The following is a 25826-nucleotide window of genomic DNA, read 5'->3' as shown; positions in this document are numbered from 1 at the left end:
TCGTCTGTTTTCCCCGCAGGCCGCATTTAGCGAATTGCCCTACGTCCTGCGCTTCTTTTCCTGACTTATTTCCCAAGCCGCCCTCGGCACAGTCTCGCGTCCGTCCCCGCACCGCGAGATTCCTGCATGCAAGCCCCCGACAAACTCCTGGCGTTGCACAACACCATCGGCTTGCTGGTGATGGCGACCATGGACCCCGAGCACCCGGACGTCGAGGCGGTGCTGGCGGATTTTCGCAACTGCCTGAACGACTACGACGCCTGGGTCGAACGCTTCTGGAACCTGGGCGCGCTGGACGTGGAGCAGGTGTTCAAGGTCGGCAACGACGTGTCGCTGGTGGCGCCGCGCAAACAGATCAAACCCGTCAGCGCAGTGGTGGCGGCATGCCCGGCCGAGGGGCCGCTGACGCTGGTGCACCTGTTCCAGGCGGCGCGCTTCGTGCCGATCGGCGACACCCCGGTCATGCTCGAACCGGTCATCGCCGGCGAGCCGGGGCAGGAGACCTTTGGTGAGCCGGTTCACCATGTCATCGGCCCCAGCGGCATCCTGGAAGTACCCGAGTGCTGGCGCGGGCAGCGTTACCGCATCACCTTCTTTCCCCATGTCACCACCGAGCACGTCAAGGCGTTGTATGCCTCTTACCAGGGCGTGATCGGTGAGCTGGAAGCGTGGCTCAAGGCCGAGTGGGAAAGCGAATTTCAACCCTTGTGGGTGGACTTTTCCGACGCCGGGTTTCGCGAGCGCTACGGCTTGCTGCGGCAGGCCGATTGGCGCGGTTTTGAAAACGCCCTGAATCAGCTCTGGGATGACGTCAAACAGGTTTTCCAGCTACTGGCGGACCTGCAGGCCAACAGCGAAAAGCTCCTGCAATACCTGACCGAGGTCGAACTGGAACAGTTGCTCCAAGCATCGTCCGAGGCCATCGCCAAGGCGTTGATGGTGTTGAGCGACGAGCCCTTGCTCTTCGTACACGTGGCGGCGTTCGCCAGTTGGCTGCGGATGGTGCCACCGCAGTACGTGGCCGAGATGATGGGGCAGATGCGCGCCGCGGTGCTGATCAACTTCCTGTTGGTGCGCTTGACTGGCGCGCTGGGCCCAGGCCTGCGGATCAGCGGCAAAGCGCTGGGCCTGATCGGCTCCGAGCGAGCCCGGGTGTGGTTGCAGGCTTCGAGCCAGCGGTTGGGCCAGCGCAGCGGCGGCTGGTTCGAGTCGCATGCCGATACGCTCAAACCCCTGGTGGCCGGCGGCCAGCGCGCATCGGTGGGGCCGGTGCCCGTCGGACCGCTGAACATCACTCGTGATCAGGCGCCGCCGCTGTCCATCAGCAACCCGGCGGCCGTGGCGCGGGAAAAATCCCAGGGTTCAACCCGGTTGAGCCGACACGAACCCCAGGACGACGCCCCGGCCCAATCGAAAAACCCCAACGGCGACAGCGCCGATACGGCCGCCCAGACCCAGACCAGCGGCTGCCCGGTGTCGATGGTCACTGGCGAAGAACTGCTGACGCTGGAAGACGGCACGCTCGATGGCTGCCTGCCCTTTGTCTTTACCCGCCTGTATCGCACCAGTGCGGCGGAGTTGGACGTGGGGCTCGGGCGCGGCTGGAGCCATGCCTTGGCCCACCACTTGCGGCTTGAGGGCGAGCAGGTCGTCTGGATCGACCAGGAAAACCGTTGCACGACCTTTCCGTTGCCCACCGTCCAACGCCCGGCGATCCACAACAGTCTGGCCCGTGCCGCGATCTACCTGGGGGGCGAGGCGGATGAACTGATCATCGCCCAGCCCGGCGAAGGTGCGCCTTTCCTACACTTTCGCGACGGTTGTCTGAGCACTCTCAGCGATCGGTATGACAACCGCCTGACGATCCAGCGCAACATCCATGGCGACATCAGTCGCCTGGACAACGGTGCCGGGCGCGCCCTGCGCTTGCGCTATGAGCAGCGCCACCTGATCGCCATCGACTACCAGAGCTTTCACCCGGCCTTGACGCTGGACGAAGCCTGGCGGACCGAACAGACCCTGGTGTCCTACCGCTACGACGCGCGTTTTCGCCTGGTCGAGGCGACCAATGCCGCCGGGGAAAGCGAACGCTACGACTACGACGACCGCCACGTCATCGTCCAGCGGCAACTGGCCGGCGGCGCGAGTTTCTTCTGGGAATGGCAGGGCGACGGGCCGGCGGTGCGCTGTGTACGGCATTGGGCGTCGTTTGCCCAGGTGGACAGCCGCTACACCTGGAGCGCGGACGGCAGCGTCACGGTCCGGCACGTCGATGGCAGCCAGGAGGTGTATGTCCACGACGACCGCGCGCGGTTGGTGCGCAAGGTCGAGCCCGATGGCGGCGAACACCTCAAGGCCTATGACGAACAGGGCCGGTTGATCGCCGAACAGGATCCGCTGGGGGCGGTCAGTGAATACCGCTACGACGAAGCCGGACGGCTTGTGGCGCTGATTCCACCGGAAGACGAGCCCACGTCCTACGAATACCGCGACGGCTTCCTACGCGCTCGTTCACGCGGCAAGGCCAGCTGGAAGTACCACCGCAACACCCAGGGCGACATCACCCAACACACCGACCCCAACGGCCACAGCACCTTCTACAAATACGATGACCGTGGCCTTCCCCTGGTCATCAGCCATCCCGACGGCGGTTTCCATCATCTGGCCTGGAATCGCCTCGGCCAGTTGACCGAAGAAACCCTGCCGGACGGCCGGCGCCGGCGTTTTTCCTACGACGTCCAGGGACGTTTGCTCAGCCGCGAGGACGAACACGGGGCCCTCACCCAGTATCAATGGGACGCCGTCGGCCGCTTGTTGCAGCTGACCTTGCCCACGGGGGCGACCCGCGCCTGGACCTACAACGCCTACGGCAAGGTCACCGCCGAGCGCGACGAGCAGGGGCGCACCACCCGCTACGAATACGCCGACGACCTGCACCTGGTCAGTCGCCGCCTCAACGCCGACGGCAGTGAGCTGAAATATCGCTACGACTCGGCGCGCCTGTTGCTCACCGACATCGAAAACGAATCCGGCGAGCACTACCGCCTCGACTACCACCCCAACGGCCTGATCCGCCAGGAAACCGGCTTCGACGGCCAACGCAGCGCCTACGCCTACGACCTCAACGGCCAGTTGCTGGAGAAAACCGAGTTCGGCAGCGATGGCAGCCAGCGGGTCACGGCTTACCAGCGCGACAGCGCCGGACGCCTGCTGCGCAAAACCTTGCCCGACGGTGCCCAGGTTCACTACCGCTACGACGCCCTCGGCCGCCTGATCAGTGTCGACGACGGCCACTGGCCGCTGGCTTTCGAATACGACGCCCAGGACCGGCTGGTCAGCGAGCACCAGGGCTGGGCCAGCCTGGGCTATGGCTACGACGCCTGCGGCCAGCTCAATCACCTGCGCCTGCCGGACAACAGTACCCTCGACTACCACCACCAGCGTGGTGGCCGGTTACACCGCATCGACCTCAACGGCAGCTGTCTCACCGAGCACCGCTTTGACGGCACTCGCGAACGCCAGCGCCAGCAAGGCCGGCTGCTCAGCGAATACGCCTACGACGAACAGGGCCGCCTCAAGGCCCAGACCGTCTGGCAACAGCAATCACAACAGGCCGAGCAACCACTGCAACCGGTGCAGATGATCTGGCGCGACTACCGCTACAGCGCCAACGGCAACCTCGCGACCCTCACCGACAACCGCCGGGGCCGGCGCAACTACCAGTACGACCCGCTCGACCGACTGATCCGCATCGACCCTTTCCAGGCCGAGCCGGAACACTTCGCCCACGACCCGGCCGGCAACCTCTTGCTGATGGACCGTCCCGGCCCCACCACCCTCAAGGGCAACCGCCTGACGATGGAGGGCGACCGCCACTACGACTACGACGCCTACGGCAACCTGATCCGCGAACGCCGTGGCAAGGCCCAGTGCCTCGTCACCGAATACCGCTACGACAGCCAGCACCGCCTGATCGGCGTCACCACCCCGGACGGCCGCGAAGCGTCCTACCGCTACGACGCCTTCGGCCGACGCATCAGCAAGACCGTCGACGGCCAGACCACCGAGTTCATCTGGCAAGGCGAACAAGTCATCGCCGAAAGCGGCCCCCGGCATTACCGCAGCTACCTCTACGAACCCGGCACCTTCCGCCCCCTGGCAATGCTCGACGGCGAAGGCCCGCTCAAGGCCTGCCCGTTCTACTACCACCTCGACCACCTCGGCACGCCCCAGGAACTGACCAGCTACCGCGGCGACATCGTCTGGTCGGCGCGCTACACCGGCTACGGCAAACTCCTCGACGTCCAACACGACGGCGGCGAACAACTCGACCAACCGCTGCGTTTCCAAGGCCAGTACTTCGACGCGGAAAGCGGCCTGCATTACAACCGGCACCGCTACTACAATCCGGAGACTGGCCGGTACTTGACGCCTGACCCGAGCAAACTGGCGGGTGGGTTGAATGGGTACAGGTACACGCTGAACCCGACGGGGTGGGTGGATCCGTTGGGGTTGGTGGATTGTCCGGGGAAGGGTGGGTGCAAGCCGGCGGTTGGGGGGGAGGATCCGGCTGCTAAGGTTGGGGTGGATGAGGGGGCGGCTGACCTTCCTAAAGCCAAGCCAAAACCAACATATACCTATCGAGGTGATTCAAGAGAACCGTGGGAAATTTTTGATGCCGGTTTCGAGCCTTTAGGATTCAGTACGGATTTGTTTTTGCATGCTAAAGATAATCGAAGTCCACCGAGCATTTATGTGAGTACAACCACTTCGCCGACGGAGGCTGTAAAGTTTGCAACAGGCTATGGTACCGGGGCTGGGTATGTGTACGTGCTGAAAAATGTACCTGGTATTGATGTCAATAAAAAGCTGGGGCTGCTATCGCCGCATAGAAGGGAAATGGAAATAGCGGTTCCGGGAGGAATTGATAAGAGGGATATTGTAGGTGCGACACCAGTTCATGCTGATGGATCATATGTCGGTCATTCCATACCAAATTTTGATAGGTGACTAAGTGACGATTAGAGAGGTGGCAGTTGAAGCGGAGGCGGGTGGTAGGATTGGTAATGCCGTCTTTGAGTATGAAAGAAAGACACTGTCTATGAGGGTGACGATGCCGGATGGAACAGTTAAGAATTACGCTGCGGCTGATATTTATTTATGTCTTGGAATGGCTAGGAAGGATTTTTCAAATGTGAGATTTCTATGTAAGGGGGCAAAAATTAATGTGCACCCTTCGCGAATGTCCTCGCAAATGGCTGGCGGAATAGTTGCCTATGAGCTTCGCTGGGGCAAGCCCACAGATGACGATGATGTCGTCAATATATTTGATTATGAGGATCAGGATTTAACCGCCGACATAAGCGAGCAAGAAAATTATTATGCGCGTTGGATGCGGTCTTTAGATGATTCAGATGGTAATGATGTACAGGTTTTGTAGTGCTCGATTTTTACACCGAGGCGCTGTCCAGGGGGCTGCTGCGCAGCCCAGCGGGAGCAAGCTCCCTCGCCACGCAGTTGGTTGAGCGGCCCCTCATACCAACTCCACAACAGGCACCTGCCCAGCCCAACTATCAATCAAATACAAACTCCCCCCCACAATTTCCTTGGCATGATGCTTGGCCTGTGAAGCCAGTTCCGCCAGTTGGCTCGCATCCAGTTCTCCGCATGCGTCCGAGCGAAGACGCACCACGCCGATGGACAGTGACAACAACGCAAATTCCTGTCGGACGCCTTGTCGGTTCAGGGCGGTGAAGCAGCCGGCTTCCAGGTGTTCAGGGCGGTAGAAGCGGCGGCAGTGGGTCTGGAAGTCGCTCAGCAACTGATCCAGGCGCTTGCGCCAGTCTTCCGGGCCGAGGACGAGCAGGAAGTCGTCACCGCCGATGTGGCCCACGAAGTCGCGGCTGGGGTCGATGCGTTCGTTCAGGCATTGGGCCAGGCACAGCAGGACTTCGTCGCCGCGACCGTAGCCGTAGATATCGTTGAAAGGCTTGAAGCTGTCGATGTCGACGTAGCAGATCACCGATTCCTGGCGTTGTTGCAGCAGCCGGGTGAGGCACTGCTGGATCGGGACGTTGCCCGGCAGCAGGGTCAGGGGGTTGGCGTAGCGGGCCTGTTGGATTTTCAGTTCGGTGATGAGCTTGAGCACGTCGATCACCCGGCCCAGGCCCAGGTAGCTGCCATTGAGGGTAATGATGAAGTCTTCTTCGATGCGTTGCCGGGCGCGGCTGGTAATCAGGCGGCTGACTTGCTGCAGCGACTGGTTCAATTCCACCGCCAGGAAGTCATCGCTCATCAGGCGGCTGATGGGTTTGCGCGCGAACAGGTCAGTGGCAAAGGGCTTGAGCAAGGCGTCCGACAGGGAATGGCGATGGACGATGCCGCAGGGTTGGCCCAGGTTGTCCAGCACGGCCAGGGAGTTGAGGTTGGCCTGGCGCCGGAACGCTTCCAGCACGGTGGCGGTTGGCGTGTCGTGGGCTACGGCCGGTTGCTCGTTGAGCAGTGCGCTGAGGTCGTTGACTTCCTCGTTCAGCGACACCGGGCCGCTGTCCTGGCGGGGCATCAGGGCCCTGGCGTCTTGCGACGGCTGCTCCTGGGGGCGGGCGAGCAGGTAACCCTGGACCAGGTCGACGCCCATTTCCATCAATACCGCCAGTTCTTCCGGCAGTTCGATGCCTTCCGCAATCACCTGGGCGCGGGAGGTGCGGGCGATTTTCAGGATCGAGCCGACGAATTCGCGCTTGAGCGCGTCCTGGTGAATGCCATCGATGAAATGGCGGTCGATTTTCACGTAATCGGGGCGCAATTCGGACCACAGCCGCAGGCTTGAATAGCCGGCGCCCAGATCATCCAGGGCGATGGAGAAGCCCATGGCCCGATAGTGATGCAGGGCGTTTTGCAGGAGCTGGAAATCATCGATCGGGGTTTGTTCGGTCAACTCGATCACCACCTGGCTGGGTGGTATGCCGAAATCCTGCAACAACTGCAACGTGCGTCCGGTCTGGTGCGCCGATTCCAGCAAGGATTCGGGCGAGACGTTGAGGAACAGCTTGCCCGGCAGTTTTTGCTCGTTGAAACGTTGGCAGGCGCTGCGGCGGCAGGCCAGTTCCAGTTCACTGAGGCGACCGGCCTGGCGTGCCACGCTGAGCAGGGCGATGGGCGAGTGCAGCGGGCTGTTGGACGGGCCGCGCGTGAGGGCTTCGTAGCCGACGATGCGTCGTTCGGAGAGGCAGATGATCGGCTGGAACAGGCTGTGTAAACCGCTCTGAGCCAGGATTGAACTCAATGCGCTCAGCTGTTCTGTCGTGGTCATGGCAATCTCTGGCGATAAAAAAAGGACCGGGTGCGGGGCACCCAGTCCTGTATTTCACGACAGACTGATGTCAGTTTGATGACACTCCGACGAGAGTCACCATTAAATGGCCATCATCTCAGTGCTTGGCGATCGCCGTGTTGAGTTTCAGGTAGTCCAACAGGATCCGCCCGGTCTCGCTCAGGTAGGCGTCGTCTTCCGGCTTGGTCTTTTCCGGTTCGGTGATCAGGTCCTCGTCCTCTTTCTTCAGTTCCTTGAGCGGCTCTTCGCCCTTGGCCTTGCGACGCAGGTTTTCCATGGCCAGTTGCTTGGCTTCGATGTCGGCATGCTGCGCGCGACGGTCGGCTTCATTGAGGGTGACGGTTTTTTCCGTCATCAGCTTCTGCGCCAGGGCAAGCTTGTCGCGGATGAACACGAACTCCGCGTCCTGGGCGGTGCGGGTGTCGTGCTCGGACTTGAGCTGGGTCAGGAACGGCTTGAACGGGTCCACGGCCGGCTTGATTGCCGGGCGAATGGTGTCCCACGGCATGGCTTCGGGCAGTGCGCTTTCGCCGATTTCCTTGGTGTCGATGATCGACGGGTAATCGATGTCAGGCAGTACGCCCTGGTGCTGGGTGCTCTGGCCGGAAACCCGGTAGAACTTGGCCAGGGTCAGTTTCAGCTCGCCATGGTTGAGCGGTTGGATGGTCTGCACGGTGCCTTTGCCGAAGGTCTGGCCGCCGATGATCAGTGCGCGGTGATAGTCCTGCATGGCGCCGGCGAAAATCTCCGAGGCCGAAGCGGACAGGCGATTGACCAGCAAGGCCATCGGGCCTTTGTAGAACGCGCCCGGGTTTTCGTCTTCCAGCACATCGACCCGGCCATCGGCATTACGCACCAGTACGGTCGGGCCCTTGTCGATGAACAGGCTGGTCAGTTCGGTGGCTTCCTGCAGGGAGCCGCCGCCGTTGTTGCGCAGGTCGATGACGACGCCGTCGACGTTTTCCTTTTGCAGTTCGGTCAGCAGCTTCTTGACGTCGCGCGTCGTGCTCTTGTAATCCGGATCGCCAGCGCGGAACGCCTTGAAGTCCAGGTAGAAGGCCGGGATCTCGATGATGCCGAGCTTGTAGTCCTTGCCATCCTGCTTGAGGTTGAGGACCGATTTCTTCGCGGCCTGTTCTTCCAGTTTCACCGCTTCGCGGGTGATGGACACGATCTTGCTGGTCTGGTCATTCGGCGCATTGCTGGACGGAATGACCTCCAGGCGCACCACCGAGCCCTTCGGACCGCGGATCAGCTTGACCACTTCGTCCAGGCGCCAGCCGACCACGTCGACCATTTCCTTGTTGCCCTGGGCGACGCCGATGATCTTGTCGGCCGGACCGACCTGCTTGGTCTTGTCCGCCGGGCCTGCCGGTACCAGGCGCACGATCTTCACCTGGTCGTTGTCGCTCTGCAGGACCGCGCCGATACCTTCCAGGGAGAGGCTCATGTTGATGTCGAAGTTTTCCGCGTTATCCGGCGACAGATAATTGGTGTGCGGGTCGTAGGACATGGCGAAGGTGTTGATGTACGCCTGGAAAATATCTTCGGCGCGGGTCTGGTCCAGGCGAGCCAACTGGTTCTTGTAGCGCTTGGTCAGGGTGTCCTGGATCTGCTTGGGTTCCTTGCCGGCGATCTTCATGCGCAGCACTTCGTCCTTGACGCGCTTGCGCCACAGGTCGTCGAGTTCGGCGGTGCTTTTGAGCCAAGGGGCGTCCTTGCGGTCGACCAGCAGGGTTTCCTTGGTATTGAAGTCGATTTTGTCGACGCCCTTGTTCAGCTCGGCGATGGCGTAGTCCAGGCGCGCTTTCACGCGGTCCAGGTAGCGCTTGTAGATGACGAACCCGGCGTTCAGGTCGCCGCTCTTGAGGAAGTCGTCGAACTGGGTTTTCCACTTGTCGAATTCGGCGATGTCGCTGGCCAGGAAATAACTGCGCGATGGATCGAGCAGCTTCAGGTAGCTGTCGTAGATGATGACCGAACGAGCATCGTCGAGCGGTGGCTTGCTGTAGTGGTGACGCTTGAGCAACTCGACGACGTTAAGGCTGGCGATCACCTCGTCACGATCGGGCTGAAGCTTGTCCCAGCTGTTGGCTGCGAACGTTTCGCTCGACAGGGGCAACAGGCCAAGGCCAATGACAAGCGCGAGGGCGGTGCTGGGGAACAAGTGCTTCATGCTGATTCGACGCAGGGACAATTGATAACGCATATTAGGCCGTCTTTGAAGTCGCCGGTTCCATGTGACCCGGGCGCATAATGCAAGAAAGCCCGGCGTTACAGCAGCGGGCCCAGTCGAGACTCACTATGGAGGCACCGTGAAAGCATTGCAAGGCGTTGAAGGCCAAGTGGTATGGGCAGATGAGCCAAGTCCGGGGTGTGATGTCGGACAAGTTCGCATTCGTGTGGCGGCCGCTGGGTTGAATCGAGCCGATTTGTTACAGAAAGCCGGGCTCTATCCACCGCCACCCGGTGCCAGCCAGGCGCTGGGACTGGAGTGTTCCGGGGTGATCAGTGAGGTCGGGCCGGGCTCTTCCTGGCAGGTGGGCGACCGTGTCTGTGCCTTGCTGGCGGGCGGCGGGATGGCCGAAGAGGTGGTGGTGGACGGTCGGCATGTCTTGCCGGTGCCCGAAGGCCTGTCCTTGGCTGAAGCGGCCGCGCTGCCTGAGGTCTACAGCACTGCGTGGCTGAATCTGTTTCAGCTGGCCGGGCTCAAGCCAGGTGAAAAAGTGCTGCTGCATGCCGGCGCCAGCGGTGTCGGCTCGGCGGCGATCCAGCTGTGCAAGGCGTTCGGCAACCCCTGCTGGGTCAGCGTCGGTTCGGCTGAGCGGCTGGCCTATTGCGAAGCCCTGGGCGCCCAGGGCGGGGTGGTGCGCACCGACGACATCGAGCGCCTGAAGGACTTCGGGCCTTTCGATGTGATCCTCGATCCGGTCGGCGCGAGCTACGCCCGGCTCAACGTGAAACTTTTGTCAGTTGACGGGCGCTGGGTGCTGATCGGTCTGATGGGCGGGAGGGAAACCCAGCTGGACCTGGCGCAGGTGTTGGCCAAGCGTGTGCAACTGCTGGGATCGACCCTGCGCAGCCGTGACGAGCAGTTCAAGGCCGACCTGTTCAGTGAGCTGAGCCAGCAGGTCTGGCCGCTGTTTGCCGAAGGTCGCCTGAGCCCGCAACTGGCCCGGACGTTCCCGATCGAGGAGGCCGAAGCGGCGTTTGCGGAACTGGCGACCAACAAGGTGTCCGGGAAGTTGGTGCTGGTGATCGATAAAAGCCTGAACTGATTTCGACCGCAGTGTGCGACCTGTGCCGGCTCTGGCAGCTGGCAGCAGACCTTTGGTCGGCAGCCCCTATTCGATGCACGCGCCCTGCTAGCGTTAATTAATACAGGGATGGAGTCACTGCAGCTTTCATCTCACCTGCCAGGTGAGGAGGTTGATCATGGCCATCACCGAATGGCGCATGCAGGGCGTCGAATTCATTGCCTGCAACTGCAATTGGGGTTGCCCCTGTCAGTTCAATGCACCACCGACCCATGGTCACTGCCAGGCGGTGGCGTCGATGCGAGTGGAGCATGGGTATTTCAATCAGGTGACGCTGGACGGCTTGTGCTGGGCTGCCACCTTTGCTTGGCCGGGCGCCATCCATGAGGGCAACGGCAGTTGCCAGGTGTTCATCGATGAGCGCGCTGACGAGTCGCAACGCCAGGCTCTGCTGACCATCCTCTCTGGCCTGGAAAGCGACCCCGGAGTCAACGTGTTCCAGGTGTTCAGCACCACCATGAGTGAAGCGTTCGAACCGCTGTTCGTGCCCATTACCCTGTCCATCGACGTCGATCAGCGGCTGGCGCACCTGGACATTCCAGGCGTGTTGCAGGCCAGTGGCGAGCCGATCCGCAGCCCGGTCGATGGCTCACCCCATCGAGTCCGCCTGTCGCTACCCAACGGCTTCGAGTTCCTTGAGGCCGAAGTGGCCAGCGGCAGCTACCAGACGCATTCAGCCCTCAAGCTGCAATCCCAGGGCAGCCATAGCCACCTTGCCCACGTGCACTTCACCGGCCATGGCATAGAGCCGTAAAGATGGTAGAACCCCAGGCGGCGGTGCAGGGCAAGCGACTGACAGCAGAGCAGTTGCTGCTCCTGTGCTGCCTGTTCGCGTTGACCGCCCTGGCCTGGCTGATGCTGCTGCACATGGCGCGCGACATGAGTGCTCCGGGTGGCATGGCTGATGCGGCCATGGGCGGCATGGTCATGCCATGGAACCTGACCGATGCGCTGCTGATGTTCGCCATGTGGGTGGTGATGATGATCGGCATGATGCTGCCCAGCACCGTGCCGATGCTGCTGATCTACCAGCAGATGCTGCGCAAGCGCATGCCGGCACCGCAGCGACACCTGGCCCTGCTGTTGTTCTGTAGCGCCTATGGGCTGGTCTGGGCCGGCTTCGCCCTGGGCGCTACGGTGCTGCAATGGGCGCTCGAGCAACTCGCTCTGCTTCCGGGGATGCGCAGCGGCAGTACCGCGCTGGGCGCTGGCCTGCTGCTGGTCGCAGGGGTGTACCAGTGGCTGCCCAGCAAGGCGGCCTGCCTCAAGCATTGTCGCGGGCCGTTGCATTTTCTCCTCGGCTACTGGCGACCCGACGTGCTCGGTGGCTGGCGCATGGGCCTGGCCCATGGCGCTTACTGCGTGGGCTGCTGCTGGGCTTTGATGGGCCTGCTGTTCGTGGTCGGTGTAATGAACCTGCTCTGGGTCGCCGTGATCGGTGCTTTCATCCTGCTGGAAAAAAGCCTGCCCCAGGGACTCTGGCTCAGTCGCCTCAGCGGTTTGCTGTTGTTGGGCTGGAGCTTGTGGCTGCTACTGGGCTGAACCTGCGGGCTTATTTCCAGGTATGGATCGGCCACCCGGACAGTTCGGCATGGGCTTTCAAGACGGGATCCGGATTCACGACGTGAGGGAAATCCACCCGCTGCAACAACGGCAGGTCATTGCGCGAATCGGAATAGAAACTCGCGCCTTCCAGGTTCTCTTCCTCGGCGTCCAGCCAGTCCAGCAACCGCGCGATCTTGCCTTCGCGGTAGGTCAGGGTGCCCACGGTCTTGCCGCTGTACACGCCGTGGGCCACTTCGAGGTCGATCGCCAGGATTTCATCGACGCCCAGGCGTGCGGCGATCGGCTTGACCAGGTGCGTGCCCGAGGCCGAGATCACCAGGATCCGGTCGCCGGCCTTGCGGTGTTCGGCGAGGGTCCGCGTGGCGTCGCCGAAGATGATCGGTTCGATGAAGTCCTCGACCCACGGCGTCACCAGGTGCTCGATTTCTTCCGGGGTGCGGCCGATCATCGGTTCGAGGCTGAAGTCCATGTACTCTTCCATGCGCAGCTTGCCGTGGCTGTAGGCGTCCATCAGCGCGTTGTTGCGTTGCATGAACGACGCGGGATCGACCCAGCCCAGGCGCCCCATCTGTTCGCTCCAGAGGGTGGCGCAGTCGCCATGGATCAGGGTTTCGTCCAGATCAAAAATTGCCAGGGCCATCAGCGCGCTTCTCTCTTCAGAATCAGTTTGAAAATCAACCAAGCCATTAGGCTATCTCACCCCTCAGGCTATTTCACACAGCGCCGACGGATCGATGGAAAGTGACAGCTGTGCGCCGTCAGGGTGCAGGTCGGCCGCCGAGCGGTTGAGCACATCCACCACCAATTCCACGCCGCGAGCCTCGACCCGGTAGCGGATCACGTTGCCCAACAGGCTGTGGCTGCGGATCAGCGCGTCGGGTTCACCGCTGCGGCTCAGCTCGATGGCTTCCGGGCGGATGGCGATGCGGCTGTGCACCGGGCGTTGCAGCAGTTGGCTGGCGCTGTTGGCGTCCAGCAGGTTGTAGTTGCCGATGAAACCGGCGGCAAAGACATCCACTGGCGCGGTGTAAAGCGTCTCGGCGTCGCCGCTCTGTACGATCTTTCCCTGGTTCATCAGGAAAATCCGATCGGACATGGTCAGCGCTTCTTCCTGGTCGTGTGTGACGAAGATCGTGGTCAGGCCCAGTTCGCGCTGGATCTGACGGATCTGTTCGCGCAGGTGCTTGCGAATGCGCGCGTCCAAGGCCGACAGCGGCTCGTCCAGCAGCAACAGGCGCGGCCGGGTCACCAGCGAGCGGGCCAGGGCGACGCGTTGGCATTGGCCGCCGGAGAGCTGGTGGGGGTAGCGGGCGGCAAAGTCGTGCAGCTCCACCAGCCGGAGGATTTCCGTGACCCGCTGGCGGCTGTCGTCGGCCTGGATCTTTTGCATGCGCAGGCCGAACGCCACGTTCTGTTCCACGGTCATGTTCGGGAACAAGGCGTAGCTCTGGAACACCATGCCGATCCCGCGCTTTTGCGGGCTCAGGGGGACGATGTCCTGGCCGTCCAGCAGAATCTTGCCGGCATCCACGGGCGTCAGGCCGGCGATGCAGCGCAACAGCGTGGATTTGCCGCAACCGGAAGGGCCGAGCAGGGTGACGAACTCGCCCTTGCCGATCTCGCATTGGATGTCGCTGAACACCGGCGTGCCGGCGTAGCTTTTTTGCAGGTGTTGGACGCTGACGTAGCTCATTGGCTTTTGTCCTTGTTCAAGATGTTGGCCGCCCAGGTCAGGACCAGTACGAAGAAAAAGTAGGAAATCACCAGCGCGCTGGTGAAGTGTCCGCTGCTGTTGCGCATGTTGTTCAGGTACACCTGCAAGGTTTCATAGCGGGTGCCGACGAGGATGTTGGCAAACACGAACTCGCCGAACAGGAACGAGAACGACAGCAGCAGCGCCACCATTAGGCCCTTGCGCAGGTTTGGCAGCACCACCAGGAGCGCGGCCTGGAAGGTGCTGGCGCCGAGCAGTTGGGCGGCGTCCATCAGGTCGCGCAGGTTGATGGCTTGCAGGTTGTTGGTGATCGCCCGGTACATGAACGGCAGCGCGACGGTGAAGTAGCAGCCGATCAGGATCCACGGCGTGCCGACCATCGCCAGCGGCCCGGAGCCATACAGTTGCAGCAGCCCCACCGACGACACCACCGGCGGCACCGCGAAGGGCAGCAGGATGAGGATGTTCATCAGCGCATCGAGCTTGGGGAAGTGGTAATGCACCACGAACAGCAGCGGCAGGATCAGCACCACTGAGAGCACCAATGCGCCGACGCAGACCAGCAGCGATTGGCCGAAGGCGCTGAGAAAACGCGGATCGCTCCACAACTGCACATACCATTTGAAGGTGAAGCCTGCGGGCAGCACGGTGGCTGACCAACTGCTGGCGATGGAGTAGATCAGCGTGCCGGCCAGGGGCAGCAACAGGATGGCGAACAGCAGGTACACCACCACCCGATGATAGAAGCCGACAGGGCTCGATTCAGCGCGAGACATGGTAGCTCCTCTTGAGCAGCAACTGATGGACGACGGTCACCAGGGTCATCAACGCCACCAGTACCACGGCCAGGGCGCTGGCCATGTTCGGGTCCAGGGAGATGTCGCCGGAGACCATGGCGGCGATGCGAATCGGCAGCACGTTGAAATTGCCGGTGGTCAGCGCGTACACCGTGGCGTAGGCGCCGAGGGCGTTGGCCAGCAGGATCACGAAGGTGCCCAGCAGCGCCGGGGTCAGCACCGGCAGGCCGATGTGCCGCCAGAACTGCCAGCCGCTGGCGCCCAGCAGTGCGGCGGACTCGCGCCAGTCCTCGCGCAGGGCATCGAAGGCCGGGTAGAGCAGCAACACACCCAGGGGAATCTGGAAGTAGGTGTAGAGAATGATCAGTCCGGTTTTCGAGTACAGGTTGAAGTCCTCGATAATCCCGGCCTGCTTGAGCATGAGGGTGATGCTGCCGTTGAACCCCAGCAGGATGATGAAAGCGAAGGCTAGGGGCACGCCAGCGAAGTTGCTGGTCATGTTGGCGAACGCGTTGACGAAGTTGCGCAGCCGCGAATCCACACGGCGCAGCGAATAGCTGCCGAGCACGGCGATGACGATGCCGAACACGCTGGACCAGAAACTGATCTCCAGGCTGTGCTGGATGGCCTGGACATAGAACTTGGAACTGAAGATCTTGCTGAAGTTGGCCAGGCCCCAGCCGAACTCTTCCGATTCCAGGCTGTTGACCAGCACCCAGAGCAGCGGGGCGATCTGGAAGACGATGAAGAAAATCGCGAAGGGCACCAGGCACAAGGCTGCCAGCCATTTGCCGCGTGTCATGGCGTTCACTTGAGCAACTCCGGGCAATAGGGTTTGTCGTGGTCGACGCCGAGCAACTGGCAGACGGTGCCGCACAATTGCGTCTGCCGGGGCGCGGCTGCGGGATCGAGACTGAAGCCGCTGCCCAGGACGAACAGCGGCACTTCCCGTTCCTCGGGCAGCAGGCCGTTGTGGGAACGGTCGTTGTTCATGCCGTGGTCGGACGTCACCAGCACCTGGTAACCGGCGTCGAGCCAGTCTTGCAGGTAGACCGCCAGGATGATGTCGGCCGAGCGGGCACTGTTGCGGTATTGCGCGGTGTCGAGGCCGTGCTTGTGGCCGGCATCGTCGATGTTCATCGGGTGCACCAGCAGGAAATTCGGCCTGTGGCGCAGGCGCAGGTGCTCGGCATCGGCGAACAGATGGGAATCGGGGTAGTGGTCATTCCAGTAGAAATGCCCATGTTGAATCGGCAGCGCGGGGTTGTCGGTGTGTCGGTCCCGCCCGGCCTCGAACGGCGATGCGTTGTAGAGCTCGCTGACCCAATGGTACGCCGCCGCTGCCGTGGTCAACCCGGCTTCGGTGGCACAGTGGAAGATGCTGCGCTGGTTCGACAGGCGCGAAACGTTGTTGTGCACGATGCCGCTGTCGATGGGGGCGACGCCCGTGAGAATGCATTCATAGAGCGGGCGGGACAGGGCAGGCAGTTCACATTCCAGTTTGTAGAGCGCCGCGCGTCCTGCGCCGACATACGCCTGCAAATGCCCCATGGCATGCCGGGCGACTTCGTAGCTGAGGCCGTCGAGTATGACCAGGATGACGTTGTGCTTCATGGGGAGCGGGACTCCGGGTAAATACCAGAAAACTCGGATTCATCAGGTACCGAGATGGAAGCAAGCTTCTGTGGGAGCAAAGCTTGCTCGCGATGCCGGCGACTCGGTGTGACTTCGGACCGCGTCATCGTTCATCGCGAGCAAGCTTTGCACCCACAGTGCTCACTCCCGCAATGGGATCTCCGTTGGATATCCGAGCGGGCTAACTAACGCCTCACTTCATCTCGATGATCACGTTTTCCTGCCAGTCCTGTGGCAGCTTCTTGGAGGTCTTCTCCCACGCATCGGCATCCTTGATCGGTGTCACCTTCTTGTACTGCTCGTTCGGCAGCAGCTTGGCCTTGACGTCTTCCGGCAGGGTCAGGTGCTCGGCGCGGATCGGACGTGCGTTGCCCTTGGCCAGGTTGATCTGGCCGGCGTCGCTGAAGATGTACTCGCGGGTCAGCTTGGCGGCGTTCGGGTGCTTGGCGTATTTGTTGATGATCGTGGTGTAGCCGGAGATCACCGAGCCGTCGGACGGAATCAGCACGACGTAGTCATCCGGGTTGGCCATCTTGGCTTTGTAGCTCAGGCCGTTGAAGTCCCAGACCACACCCACTTCGACTTCGCCTTTTTCCATGGTGGCGATGGTCGGGTTGGCCATGGACAGGCGCCCTTGCTTGGCGATCTCGGCAAACATCACCAGGGCCGGTTGCAGGTTCTTCTCGTCGCCGCCATTGGCCAGGGCCGCAGCCAGTGCGCCGTTGGCCGCCTGGGCCGCGGTGCTCACATCTCCGATGGAGACCTTGTACTTGCCGTTCTTCAGGTCAGCCCATTTGGTGGGCACATCGGAGCCGTGCAGCAGCTTCTTGTTGACGATGAAGGCGATGGTGCCGGTGTAGGCCAGGGCCCAGTTGCCGTCCTTGTCCTTGGCCCAGGCCGGAACCTGTTCCCAAGTGCTTGGCTTGTACGGTTGAACCACGCCCTGCTTGACCGCGATCGGGCCGAAGGCCGCGCCGACGTCGCCGATGTCGGCACTGGCGTTGTCTTTCTCGGCGGCGAACTTGGCGATTTCCTGGGCCGAACTCATGTCGGTGTCGATGTGTTTGAGGCCGTAGTTTTTCGCCAGGTCCTCCCAGGTGCCTTTCCAGTTCGCCCAGTCATCGGGCATGCCGACGCTGTTGACGGCGCCTTCCGCTTTCGCAGCGGTTTCCAGCGCTTTCAGATCGGTATCAGCGGCCATGGCGGCGGTGCACATGGCAATGGTCGAGCCTAACAGTGATGCCAGGAAAAGCTGTTTCATTCCGAAGCTCCTATGGGCGTTTTCAACGCTGCGATTGCGGTTGTGTTGGTCTAGGTCAGCAATACCTGAGCCAATGTAGGCAAGCCCTGTGACATTTTGATGTCGGCGTCGCAGGCTCTGTAAAAGACCCGGCTCGGGCAGGTTGGCTGCGAATTAAGCGTAGACCATGGTTAAACAGCTGATCTGCAAGGACTTGGCCGCTGATTTGCAGGCTGGCTACGCTACCGTTCGGCGGCTCTGTCATCTGCCAGTCATGTGCAGTGCCTAGGCTTGCCGGAACCAGAAACGGATCGATGGGTGATCGATCCCGCCCCGAAACAGTGCTGGTCTAGTCCAGATAGGTAACGTTGATGCGCATCGAGACGACCAAGGCGGTGACAACCATCGGGCAGGTCTTGCAGGAGCAGCTCGACCACGGCTTGCTGGCACCCGGCAGCCAGTTGCCGGCCGAGCGCAAGCTCAGTGAATTGTTCGGCACCACGCGGATTACCGTGCGCGAGGCGTTGTTGCAGCTTGAGGCCCAGGGCCAGATCTATCGCGAGGAGCGCCGGGGCTGGTTCGTTTCGCCGCCACGGCTGGCCTATAACCTGATGCAGCGCAGCCACTTCCACGCCATGGTGGAAGCGCAAGGGCGGGTGCCTTCTACCCAGGTGATCTCGGCCCGCTTGCAACCGGCCTCGGCGGCGGTGTGTGCCTGGTTGCAGTTGCCAGCGCTGTCGAGCGTGATCCAGATCTGCCGCGTGCGGCGCATCGATGAGCGGCTGGTGTTGTACGTCGAGCACTACCTGAACCCGCAATACTTTCCGGACATCCTCGAGTTCGACCTCGATCAATCCATCACCGAGCTGTACGCCCGGCACTATGACTTGCACTACGGTCGGGTGAAATTCGAGATCGTGCCCACTTCGCTACCGCCACAAGCGGCCGCCGCGTTGAAGGTCTCGGCGGGCAGCCCCGGGCTGCGGATCGCCCGGGTCAACTATGACCAGCACCAGCGGCTGATCGACTGTGACCTGGAGTTCTGGCGGCACGATGCGATCCACGTCGGCGTCGATGTACCGGAACAACCCGAGTCAAAGTGACTCGTTGAGCTTGGTCAGGATCTTGAACACCACGGTGGCGAGGATCAGCAGCATGCCGATCCACATGGTGAAGACGCCGACGTTCTTGTCACGGAAGTTGAAACCGATGGCCAGCAGGATCATGCCGGCGATGATGGGCACCAGCATGGCGTTGAGCGAAGACATCGAGATCATGGCGACGACCTTGTCGGGGAGGATAAGGGCAGTCTAGTTGGGGTTTTGTCGGGGTGTGCTGATGTGCGTCACCTCGTTCTCTATTGCGAGGCGAACCATTATTGCGAGTATTGCGAGGCGAACATCGTTGTGGCGAGGGAGCTTTGTGGGAGCAAGGCTTGCCCGCGATGAAGGCCCTGCGGTCTTTCAGAAAACGAGTCGCCTGCTTCGCGAGCAAGCTTTGCTCCCACAGAGAAATTCCTCGCCATCAGGTTCTGCTGCGATCAGGGCAATTCCCGACTCGCATAAAACGCGCTCAACACCTTCACCAAATGCGCCAGGTCATGGCTGCCGCACAGTTCGCGGATCGAGTGCATGGCGAAGGTCGGCAGGCCGATGTCCACGGTGCGCACGCCCAGCTGGCTGGCGGTGATCGGGCCGATGGTCGAGCCGCATCCCATGTCGCTGCGCACCACGAAGCTCTGCACCGGTACTTCCTCGGCCATGCACAGGTGACGGAAGAATCCTGCGGTTTCGCTGTTGGTGGCGTAGCGCTGGTTGCTGTTGACCTTGATCACTGGCCCGGCGTTGAGTTTGGGGCCGTGGTTGGCGTCGTGCTTGTCGGCGTAGTTGGGGTGTACGCCGTGGGCGTTGTCGGCAGACACCAACAGGGATTTCTGAATGGTGCGCACGAACTCTTCACCGTCAGGCAGCAGGCGTCGCAGGGTCTGCTCCAGCATCGGGCCGTCGGCCCCGCAGGCCGAGCATGAACCGACTTCCTCGTGATCGTTGCACACCAGCACGCAGGTTTCTTCGCTGTCGGCGTTCAGCAAGGCTTGCAGGCCGGCGTAGCACGACAGCAGGTTGTCCAGGCGCGCACCCGCGATGAAGTCACCGTGCAGGCCGATGATGGCGGCGCTCTGGGTGTCGTAGAAGCTCAGCTCGTAATCGAGCACCACGTCGGCATTGAGGCCGTGTTCGCGGGCCAGTTGGTCGGTGAGTACGGCGCGGAAGTCGACGCGTTCGTCGCCGGCGAACTGGGCGAGGATGGGCGGCAGCTCGTTTTGCTGGTTGATCGCCCAGCCTTGGTTGGCTTCGCGATTGAGGTGGATGGCCAGGTTCGGAATGGTGGCGATCGGTGCCTTGAAGTCGATCAGTTGGCTTTCGACCTTGCCGTCACGCCGGAAGGTGACGCGTCCGGCCAGGGACAGGTCGCGGTCGAACCACGGCGCCAGCAACGCACCGCCGTAGACTTCAACGCCCAGTTGCCAGAAGCCATGGCGCTGCAGTTCCGGCTGGGGTTTGACCCGCAGGCAGGGGCTGTCGGTGTGGGCGCCGACCAGGCGGATGCCGTCGTGCAACGGCGAATGGCGGCCGAGCTTGAAGGCGATGATCGAGGAGTCGTTGCGCGTGACGTAATAGCGACCATTGGCCTCGGTGGCCCAGGTCTCGCGCTCGTCGAGACGCTGGTAACCGGCTGCCTCCAGGCGCTTGGCAAGGTTGGCGGTGGCATGGAATGGGGTAGGGGAGGCCTTGAGAAAGTCGATCAGGCCCTGGTTCAACTCTGCGCGCATAAGTAACTCCAGACAGCAATGGGCGGGAGTTTACCCCATTGGTGCTGGATGGGGAGGGTAGGCGGCAGGTGATATCGGAGTTGAATGTGCTGCCGTCATCGCGGGCAAGCCTTACTCCCACATGGGTTCTGGGGGGCGTAGATCCAGCATTCACCACAAAACCTGTGGGAGCAAAGCTTGCTCGCGATGGTCGCAACGCGATCTTTCAGAACGGCGCCGGGCACTCGAAGCGCAGGCGTTCGCCGCTTTGCGGGTGGGTGAAGCTGAGCATGCTGGCGTGCAGGCATAGCCGAGGCCAGGCGGCCAGGGCCTGCGGATGGGCGTAGAGGCCGTCGCCCAGCAACGGGTGACCGATGGACAGCATGTGCACGCGCAATTGATGTGAGCGCCCGGTGATCGGGGTCAGTTCGACCCGGCACCAGTCACCGCAACGTTCCAATATGCGCCAGAAGGTCAGGGCGTGCTTGCCGTGTTCATGGTCCACCACATGCCGAGGCTTGGTCGGCGGGTCGTAGCGCAAGGGCAGGTCGATGCTGCCGCTGTCCAGTTCCGGTTGGCCCCAGCACAACGCCGTGTAGGCTTTTTCGGTCTCGCGGTCATGAAACTGCCGGGACAGCTCGCGGTGGGTGTCCGGATCCCGGGCCAGCAGGATGATGCCGGAGGTTTCCCAGTCCAATCGGTGCACGATGCGCGCTTCCGGGTAGCCGTTTTCCTGCAGGCGGGTGATCAGGCAGTCTTTGTTGTCGTCGGCCCGGCCGGGCACGGAGAGCAGCAGGGTCGGCTTGTCGACCACCAGGACGGCGGCGTCCTGATGAATGATGCGAATGTTGGAGAGGGGCATTGAAGCAGTCTCGTTACAAACGCCAACGGCGGCTCGGCCCCCCACAAAAGCTTTGGGGACCCGAGCCGCCGTGGCTCCAGCAGGATCGATCAGCGATCCGGCAGGGTGATGTTGAGTTCCAGAATCGAGCAGCTGCCCTGGCTTTCCAGCGCGACGTGCACGTCATCGTTACCGATGTTGACGTACTTGCGGATCACCTCGACCAGTTCCTTCTGCAAGGAAGGCAGGTAGTCCGGGGTGCTGCGCTGGCCGCGTTCGTGCGCCACGATGATCTGTAGACGCTCTTTCGCGACCGAGGCGGTACTGGGCTTTTTGTTGGCACGAAAGAAGTCAAAAAGGTTCATTACCTACCTCCAAACAGGCGCTCGAAGAATCCCTTCTTCTCGACGTTGAGGAACCGGTGTTCCAGGTCTTTGCCCAACAGGCGGTCTACGGTATCGCTGTAGGCCTGGCCGGCGTCGCTCTGGTCGTCGAGAATCACCGGCACGCCCTGGTTGGACGCCTTGAGCACGGCCTGGGACTCGGGGATCACACCGAGCAGGCGCACGGCAAGGATTTCCTTGACGTCTTCGACGCCCAGCATCTCGCCTTTTTCAACGCGCTCCGGGTGGTAGCGGGTGATCAGCAGGTGTTCCTTGATCGGCTCCTCGCCCTTCTCGGCGCGACGGGATTTGCTTGCCAGCAGGCCCAGCATGCGGTCGGAGTCACGTACCGAGGACACTTCCGGGTTGGTCACGACAATCGCTTCGTCGGCGAAGTACATGGCCAGGTGGGCACCTTTCTCGATACCGGCCGGGGAGTCGCAGACCACGAACTCGAATTGTTCCTTGAGCTCCATCAGGACTTTTTCCACGCCTTCCTGGGTCAGCGCGTCTTTGTCGCGGGTCTGGCTGGCGGCCAGCACGTAGAGATTCTCAAGGCGCTTGTCCTTGATCAGGGCCTGCTGCAGGTTGGCTTCACCGTTGACCACGTTGACGAAGTCATAGACCACGCGACGCTCGCAACCCATGATCAGGTCCAGGTTACGCAGGCCAACGTCGAAGTCGACGATGACTGTCTTGTGGCCGCGCAGAGCGAGGCCGGTACCGATAGCGGCGCTGGTGGTGGTCTTACCCACACCACCCTTGCCGGATGTAACCACGAGAATCTTGGCCAAGGTGTTTCACCCCTAAGGAAGAAGGACTTTGTCAGCCCCTGAAAAACATCTCTGGAAAACTGCTGCAATTGGACAGGCCTGGCTGGAAACGGAGAGGGGCGGGGTCTACCTGCGGTAAACACTGCCCGATCCTTGTTCCTACGTCGTTTAAGCCGTTTTCGCTACGTTTTAGAGATGCTTGGAAAATGCGGCAGTATCCGTTAAAGCCGAATGATGTTCAACACGTCGCCCGACAGACTGATCTGGACACCTGCCCCCCACAGCGGGTCGCGGCGCAAATCCTCGGAGACCTTGTACTGCCCGGCGATGGAGACCAGTTCAGCGCTCAATTGCTGGCAGAAGATCCTGGCTTTCGTATCGCCCTTGACGCCGGCCAGCGCACGGCCGCGCATCGGGCCGTATACATGGATGTTGCCATCGGCCAGAAGTTCCGCCCCCGGACTGACCGAGGACACGACGACCAGATCGCCACCCTGGGCATAAATCTGTTGCCCGCCGCGCACCGGCGTGGTGATCACCCGGGTGGGCTTGATGGTGGGTTCCGGTGGTCTTTCCGGCTTCTTTGGCGCTTCGACCGGGCTGAGCTCCAGCACTCGCTCGCGGGCACCGGACGGCGGCAACACCGGGATGTCCACGGCGATCGCGGCGGCGATGTCTTCGATGCGGCTGGCGCGGATGGCCAGGGTGCGCAGGCCGTGCTGGCGGCAAACGCGCATCAGGCCAGGCAGGTCCACCGAGCCTTCGTCGGCCGGCAGCTTGTCCAGCGCCAACACCAGCGGGGCGTTGCTGAAAAAGTTCGGGGCCTGGGCGACTTTTGCCGCCAATTGCCGGTCAAGGCCTTCCAGGTCGTTGCGGGCCAGCTCCAGCACCGTAATGGCGAGCATGCTGCCCTTCAACTGGAACACGGGGTCTTGGTCTAGCGGTTCGGTTTGGCTCATGGTCGGCGTACAACGGCTTGTCACTAAAAGTGCCGAGACTTATAACGAGATCGTCCGCGAGCCGCAACCCGGGTCGAACAATGTAGAATGCGCGACCCATGTCTTTATGGAAGCTGTAATGGATCGCCCGCGTTTTCGAGCTGCATTTTTTCATCTGCGTTTCTGGCTGCTGTGGTGCGGCCTGGGGCTGTTGTGGCTGATTGTCCAATTGCCCTATCCGCTGTTGCTGCGGGTCGGTCGCGCGCTGGGCGCACTGATGTACCGCGTGGCAGGCGACCGACGGCGCATCGCCCGGCGCAACCTGGAACTGTGTTTCCCGGAAAAATCGGCCGCCGAGCGCAAGCGCCTGCTCAAGGAAAACTTTGCGTCCACCGGTATCGCCTTCTTCGAGATGGCCATGAGCTGGTGGTGGTCGCGTCGGCGCCTGGCGAACCTGGCCCACGTCGAGGGCCTGGAACACCTCAAGCAGGCCCAGCGCGAAGGCAAGGGTGTGATCCTGATGGCGCTGCATTTCACCACGCTGGAAATCGGCGCGGCCCTGCTCGGCCAGCAGCACACCATCGACGGCATGTACCGCGAGCACAAGAACCCGTTGTTCGACTACATCCAGCGCCGGGGCCGCGAGCGGCACAACCTTGATTCCCTGGCGGTGGAGCGTGACGATGTGCGCGGCATGCTCAAGCTGCTGCGGGCCGGCCGGGCGATCTGGTATGCGCCGGACCAGGATTACGGCGCCAAGCAAAGCGTGTTCGTGCCGTTGTTCGGTATCCAGGCGGCCACCGTCACGGCGACCAGCAAGTTCGCCCGCCTGGGCAAGGCGCTGGTCGTGCCGTTCATCCAGGAGCGGCTGGCCGATGGCAGCGGTTATCGGCTGGTGATCCAGGCGCCGCTGGAGGATTTCCCGGGGGAGACCGAGGAAGCCGATTGCATCCGCATCAACCAGTGGGTCGAGCGTTCGGTGAGCGATTGCCCCGAGCAGTACCTCTGGGCGCACCGCCGCTTCAAGAGCCGTCCGCCGGGCGAGCCGAAGCTTTACGACAAGCGCGGTTGAAGCTGTAATCCCTTTCATTGAGCACGGAGTGTTGCGATGACCCCAGTTGCACCGGTGACAGGTTTGATTCTTTCCGGCGGCGGGGCTCGGGCGGCGTATCAGGTGGGGGTGTTGGCGGCGATTGCCGAGCTGTTGCCCGAGGGCGCGCAGAACCCGTTCCCGGTGATCGTCGGCACCTCGGCCGGCGCGATCAACGCGGTCAGCCTGGCGAGCGGGGCAAGTGACTTCAAGACCTCTGTCGAACGCCTGACCGCGTTCTGGCAAGCGATTCGCAGCCGCCAGGTGATGCGCAGCGACTGGTCGGGCGTGGTGCGGCAGGCGACGCGTTTCATCAGCCACAGCTTGCTGGGCCTGGGCGCCAAGTTGCCGGTGGCGCTGGTCGACAGTTCCCCGTTGCGTGAATTGCTCCAGGCGCAGTTCCAAGCCTCCGGCATTGAACAGGCCATCGCCGAACAGCAATTGCGGGCGGTGGCGGTGACGGCGTTCGGCTATGAATCCGGCCACGCAATGACCTTCTACCAGGGCACCGGGACCATCGCCGCCTGGCTGCGGCACCGCCGGGTCGGGGTGCCGACGTTATTGTCGGTCGAGCACTTGCTGGCCAGCTCGGCGATTCCCTTGCTGTTTGCGCCGGTCAAGATCGGCCAGGAGTACTTCGGCGACGGCGCGGTGCGCCAGTCGGCCCCCATCAGCCCGGCCTTGCACCTGGGGGCCAACCGGGTGCTGGTCATCGGCGTCAGCGGCAACCCGCGAGGCCTGGTGCAGAACCCTCTGGAGCGCAGCTACACCGGCAAGCAACCGACCCTGGCGCAGATCGGCGGCCACCTGCTCAACAGTACGTTCATCGACAGCCTGGAAAGCGATATCGAGCTGCTTGAGCGCCTGAACGGGTTCAGTCACTTGCTGCCCGACGACGTACCGGCCCATGCCTTGGGGGCGACTCCGGTGGACGTGCTGGTGATTTCACCCAGCCAGCCGATCGACGAAATCGCCGCCCGTCATCGCCAGGAATTGCCCCGGGCGTTGCGGTTGTTCCTGCGTGGGCCGGGTGCGACCAAGACCAGCGGTGCGGGGGTGTTGAGCTATCTGTTGTTCGAGGCGGGGTATTGCAGCGAGCTGATCGAGCTGGGGCGCCAGGATGCGTTGGCGCAGCGGGAGGCGTTGGGGCGGTTTTTGGGGTGGGCGTAGGTGGGTAGGCAGGTTCATCGCTATCGCGAGCTCGCTCCCACGGGAGATTGGCGGTGGACGCTGAAACTGGGTCCAACACTCAAACCAATGTGGGAGCGAGCCTGCTCGCGATGACGTCGGTACATTCAAAATCAATGTAAGCAGACCCACCGCTATCGCGAGCAGGCTGAACTGGTCAAGTAATTCTGGACACCAGTTAAGGTTTCACGAGGCCAGTTTC

At 62.1% G+C, this 25826-nt stretch carries 22 protein-coding genes; 8 read left to right on the top strand and 14 right to left on the bottom strand.

Annotated elements, in window-relative coordinates; all coding sequences use genetic code 11:
* The first annotated feature begins 126 nt into the window (after positions 1-126).
* Positions 127-5010, top strand: a complete 4884-nt coding sequence (locus ACODSJ_RS22230; protein ID WP_489103789.1) for an RHS repeat-associated core domain-containing protein — start codon at positions 127-129, stop codon at positions 5008-5010.
* Between the two features lie 4 nt (positions 5011-5014).
* Positions 5015-5440: a hypothetical protein gene (locus ACODSJ_RS22225; RefSeq protein ID WP_489103788.1), complete on the top strand. Its 426-nt coding sequence runs from the start codon at positions 5015-5017 to the stop codon at positions 5438-5440.
* Between the two features lie 93 nt (positions 5441-5533).
* On the opposite strand, the gene ACODSJ_RS22220 is transcribed toward ACODSJ_RS22225, so the two are convergent.
* Together ACODSJ_RS22220 and ACODSJ_RS22215 are read right to left on the bottom strand one after the other, a co-directional pair.
* On the bottom strand, positions 5534-7312 hold the full coding sequence (locus ACODSJ_RS22220) for a bifunctional diguanylate cyclase/phosphodiesterase (RefSeq protein ID WP_489103787.1): 1779 nt from the start codon (positions 7310-7312) through the stop codon (positions 5534-5536).
* Positions 7313-7430: 118 nt separating this feature from the next.
* On the bottom strand, positions 7431-9509 hold the full coding sequence (locus ACODSJ_RS22215; protein ID WP_489103798.1) for a carboxy terminal-processing peptidase: 2079 nt from the start codon (positions 9507-9509) through the stop codon (positions 7431-7433).
* Between the two features lie 139 nt (positions 9510-9648).
* On the opposite strand from ACODSJ_RS22215, the gene ACODSJ_RS22210 reads away from it, so the two are divergent.
* From ACODSJ_RS22210 to ACODSJ_RS22200, 3 genes are all read left to right on the top strand, one after another.
* Positions 9649-10611: a zinc-binding dehydrogenase gene (locus tag ACODSJ_RS22210; protein WP_489103786.1), complete on the top strand. Its 963-nt coding sequence runs from the start codon at positions 9649-9651 to the stop codon at positions 10609-10611.
* A 157-nt stretch (positions 10612-10768) separates the two neighbouring features.
* Positions 10769-11404, top strand: coding sequence for a DUF1326 domain-containing protein (locus tag ACODSJ_RS22205; RefSeq protein WP_489103785.1), 636 nt, complete (start codon positions 10769-10771; stop codon positions 11402-11404).
* A gap of 2 nt (positions 11405-11406) precedes the next feature.
* The gene (locus tag ACODSJ_RS22200) at positions 11407-12192 is read left to right on the top strand and encodes a DUF2182 domain-containing protein (RefSeq protein ID WP_489103784.1); all 786 of its coding nucleotides are present in this window, start codon (positions 11407-11409) and stop codon (positions 12190-12192) included.
* A gap of 10 nt (positions 12193-12202) precedes the next feature.
* Here ACODSJ_RS22200 and ACODSJ_RS22195 read toward each other — a convergent pair whose 3' ends face one another.
* The 6 genes from ACODSJ_RS22195 to ACODSJ_RS22170 form a co-directional block, all read right to left on the bottom strand.
* The gene (locus ACODSJ_RS22195) at positions 12203-12856 is read right to left on the bottom strand and encodes an HAD family hydrolase (protein ID WP_489103783.1); all 654 of its coding nucleotides are present in this window, start codon (positions 12854-12856) and stop codon (positions 12203-12205) included.
* A gap of 63 nt (positions 12857-12919) precedes the next feature.
* Positions 12920-13909 (bottom strand): ABC transporter ATP-binding protein, encoded by a 990-nt coding sequence (locus tag ACODSJ_RS22190; RefSeq protein ID WP_489103782.1) that lies wholly within the window; start codon positions 13907-13909, stop codon positions 12920-12922.
* Positions 13906-14706 (bottom strand): ABC transporter permease, encoded by an 801-nt coding sequence (locus ACODSJ_RS22185; protein WP_489103781.1) that lies wholly within the window; start codon positions 14704-14706, stop codon positions 13906-13908. The genes ACODSJ_RS22190 and ACODSJ_RS22185 overlap by 4 nt, the downstream gene beginning before the upstream one ends.
* Positions 14693-15529, bottom strand: coding sequence for an ABC transporter permease (locus ACODSJ_RS22180; RefSeq protein ID WP_489103797.1), 837 nt, complete (start codon positions 15527-15529; stop codon positions 14693-14695). The genes ACODSJ_RS22185 and ACODSJ_RS22180 overlap by 14 nt, the downstream gene beginning before the upstream one ends.
* Before the next feature lie 5 nt (positions 15530-15534).
* A complete protein-coding gene (locus tag ACODSJ_RS22175; protein WP_489103780.1) occupies positions 15535-16341 on the bottom strand; it encodes an alkaline phosphatase family protein in 807 nt (268 codons plus the stop codon).
* Between the two features lie 214 nt (positions 16342-16555).
* Positions 16556-17623 (bottom strand): ABC transporter substrate-binding protein, encoded by a 1068-nt coding sequence (locus ACODSJ_RS22170; RefSeq protein ID WP_489103779.1) that lies wholly within the window; start codon positions 17621-17623, stop codon positions 16556-16558.
* Positions 17624-17973: 350 nt separating this feature from the next.
* On the opposite strand from ACODSJ_RS22170, the gene ACODSJ_RS22165 reads away from it, so the two are divergent.
* Positions 17974-18705, top strand: coding sequence for a UTRA domain-containing protein (locus ACODSJ_RS22165; RefSeq protein WP_489103778.1), 732 nt, complete (start codon positions 17974-17976; stop codon positions 18703-18705).
* On the opposite strand, the gene ACODSJ_RS22160 is transcribed toward ACODSJ_RS22165, so the two are convergent.
* The 6 genes from ACODSJ_RS22160 to minC form a co-directional block, all read right to left on the bottom strand.
* On the bottom strand, positions 18697-18879 hold the full coding sequence (locus ACODSJ_RS22160) for a hypothetical protein (protein ID WP_489103777.1): 183 nt from the start codon (positions 18877-18879) through the stop codon (positions 18697-18699). The two genes, ACODSJ_RS22165 and ACODSJ_RS22160, sit on opposite strands and share 9 nt — an antisense overlap.
* A gap of 263 nt (positions 18880-19142) precedes the next feature.
* Positions 19143-20432 (bottom strand): M18 family aminopeptidase, encoded by a 1290-nt coding sequence (locus tag ACODSJ_RS22155; protein WP_489103776.1) that lies wholly within the window; start codon positions 20430-20432, stop codon positions 19143-19145.
* A gap of 205 nt (positions 20433-20637) precedes the next feature.
* Positions 20638-21273: an RluA family pseudouridine synthase gene (locus ACODSJ_RS22150; RefSeq protein ID WP_489103775.1), complete on the bottom strand. Its 636-nt coding sequence runs from the start codon at positions 21271-21273 to the stop codon at positions 20638-20640.
* An 89-nt stretch (positions 21274-21362) separates the two neighbouring features.
* Positions 21363-21617: a cell division topological specificity factor MinE gene (minE, locus tag ACODSJ_RS22145; protein WP_007960071.1), complete on the bottom strand. Its 255-nt coding sequence runs from the start codon at positions 21615-21617 to the stop codon at positions 21363-21365.
* A complete protein-coding gene (gene minD / locus ACODSJ_RS22140) occupies positions 21617-22429 on the bottom strand; it encodes a septum site-determining protein MinD (protein ID WP_024779631.1) in 813 nt (270 codons plus the stop codon). Before minD ends, minE begins: the two co-directional genes overlap by 1 nt.
* 200 nt (positions 22430-22629) lie before the next feature.
* Entirely contained in the window at positions 22630-23367 is a 738-nt protein-coding gene (gene minC, locus ACODSJ_RS22135; protein ID WP_489103774.1) for a septum site-determining protein MinC, read from the bottom strand.
* A gap of 118 nt (positions 23368-23485) precedes the next feature.
* Here minC and ACODSJ_RS22130 point away from each other — a divergent pair, with 118 nt between their 5' ends.
* Both ACODSJ_RS22130 and ACODSJ_RS22125 read left to right on the top strand, forming a co-directional pair.
* Positions 23486-24418 carry a lipid A biosynthesis lauroyl acyltransferase gene (locus ACODSJ_RS22130; RefSeq protein ID WP_489103773.1) on the top strand — a complete coding sequence of 311 codons (933 nt, stop codon included), beginning with the start codon at positions 23486-23488 and terminating at the stop codon, positions 24416-24418.
* Between the two features lie 36 nt (positions 24419-24454).
* Positions 24455-25606 carry a patatin-like phospholipase family protein gene (locus tag ACODSJ_RS22125; RefSeq protein WP_489103772.1) on the top strand — a complete coding sequence of 384 codons (1152 nt, stop codon included), beginning with the start codon at positions 24455-24457 and terminating at the stop codon, positions 25604-25606.
* Positions 25607-25826: the final 220 nt, after the last annotated feature.

The sequence above is a fragment of the Pseudomonas sp. FG6 genome, assembly GCF_057809015.1.
Note: the sequence above shows the minus strand (reverse complement) of the source record. Positions and strands in the feature narration are given on the sequence as shown.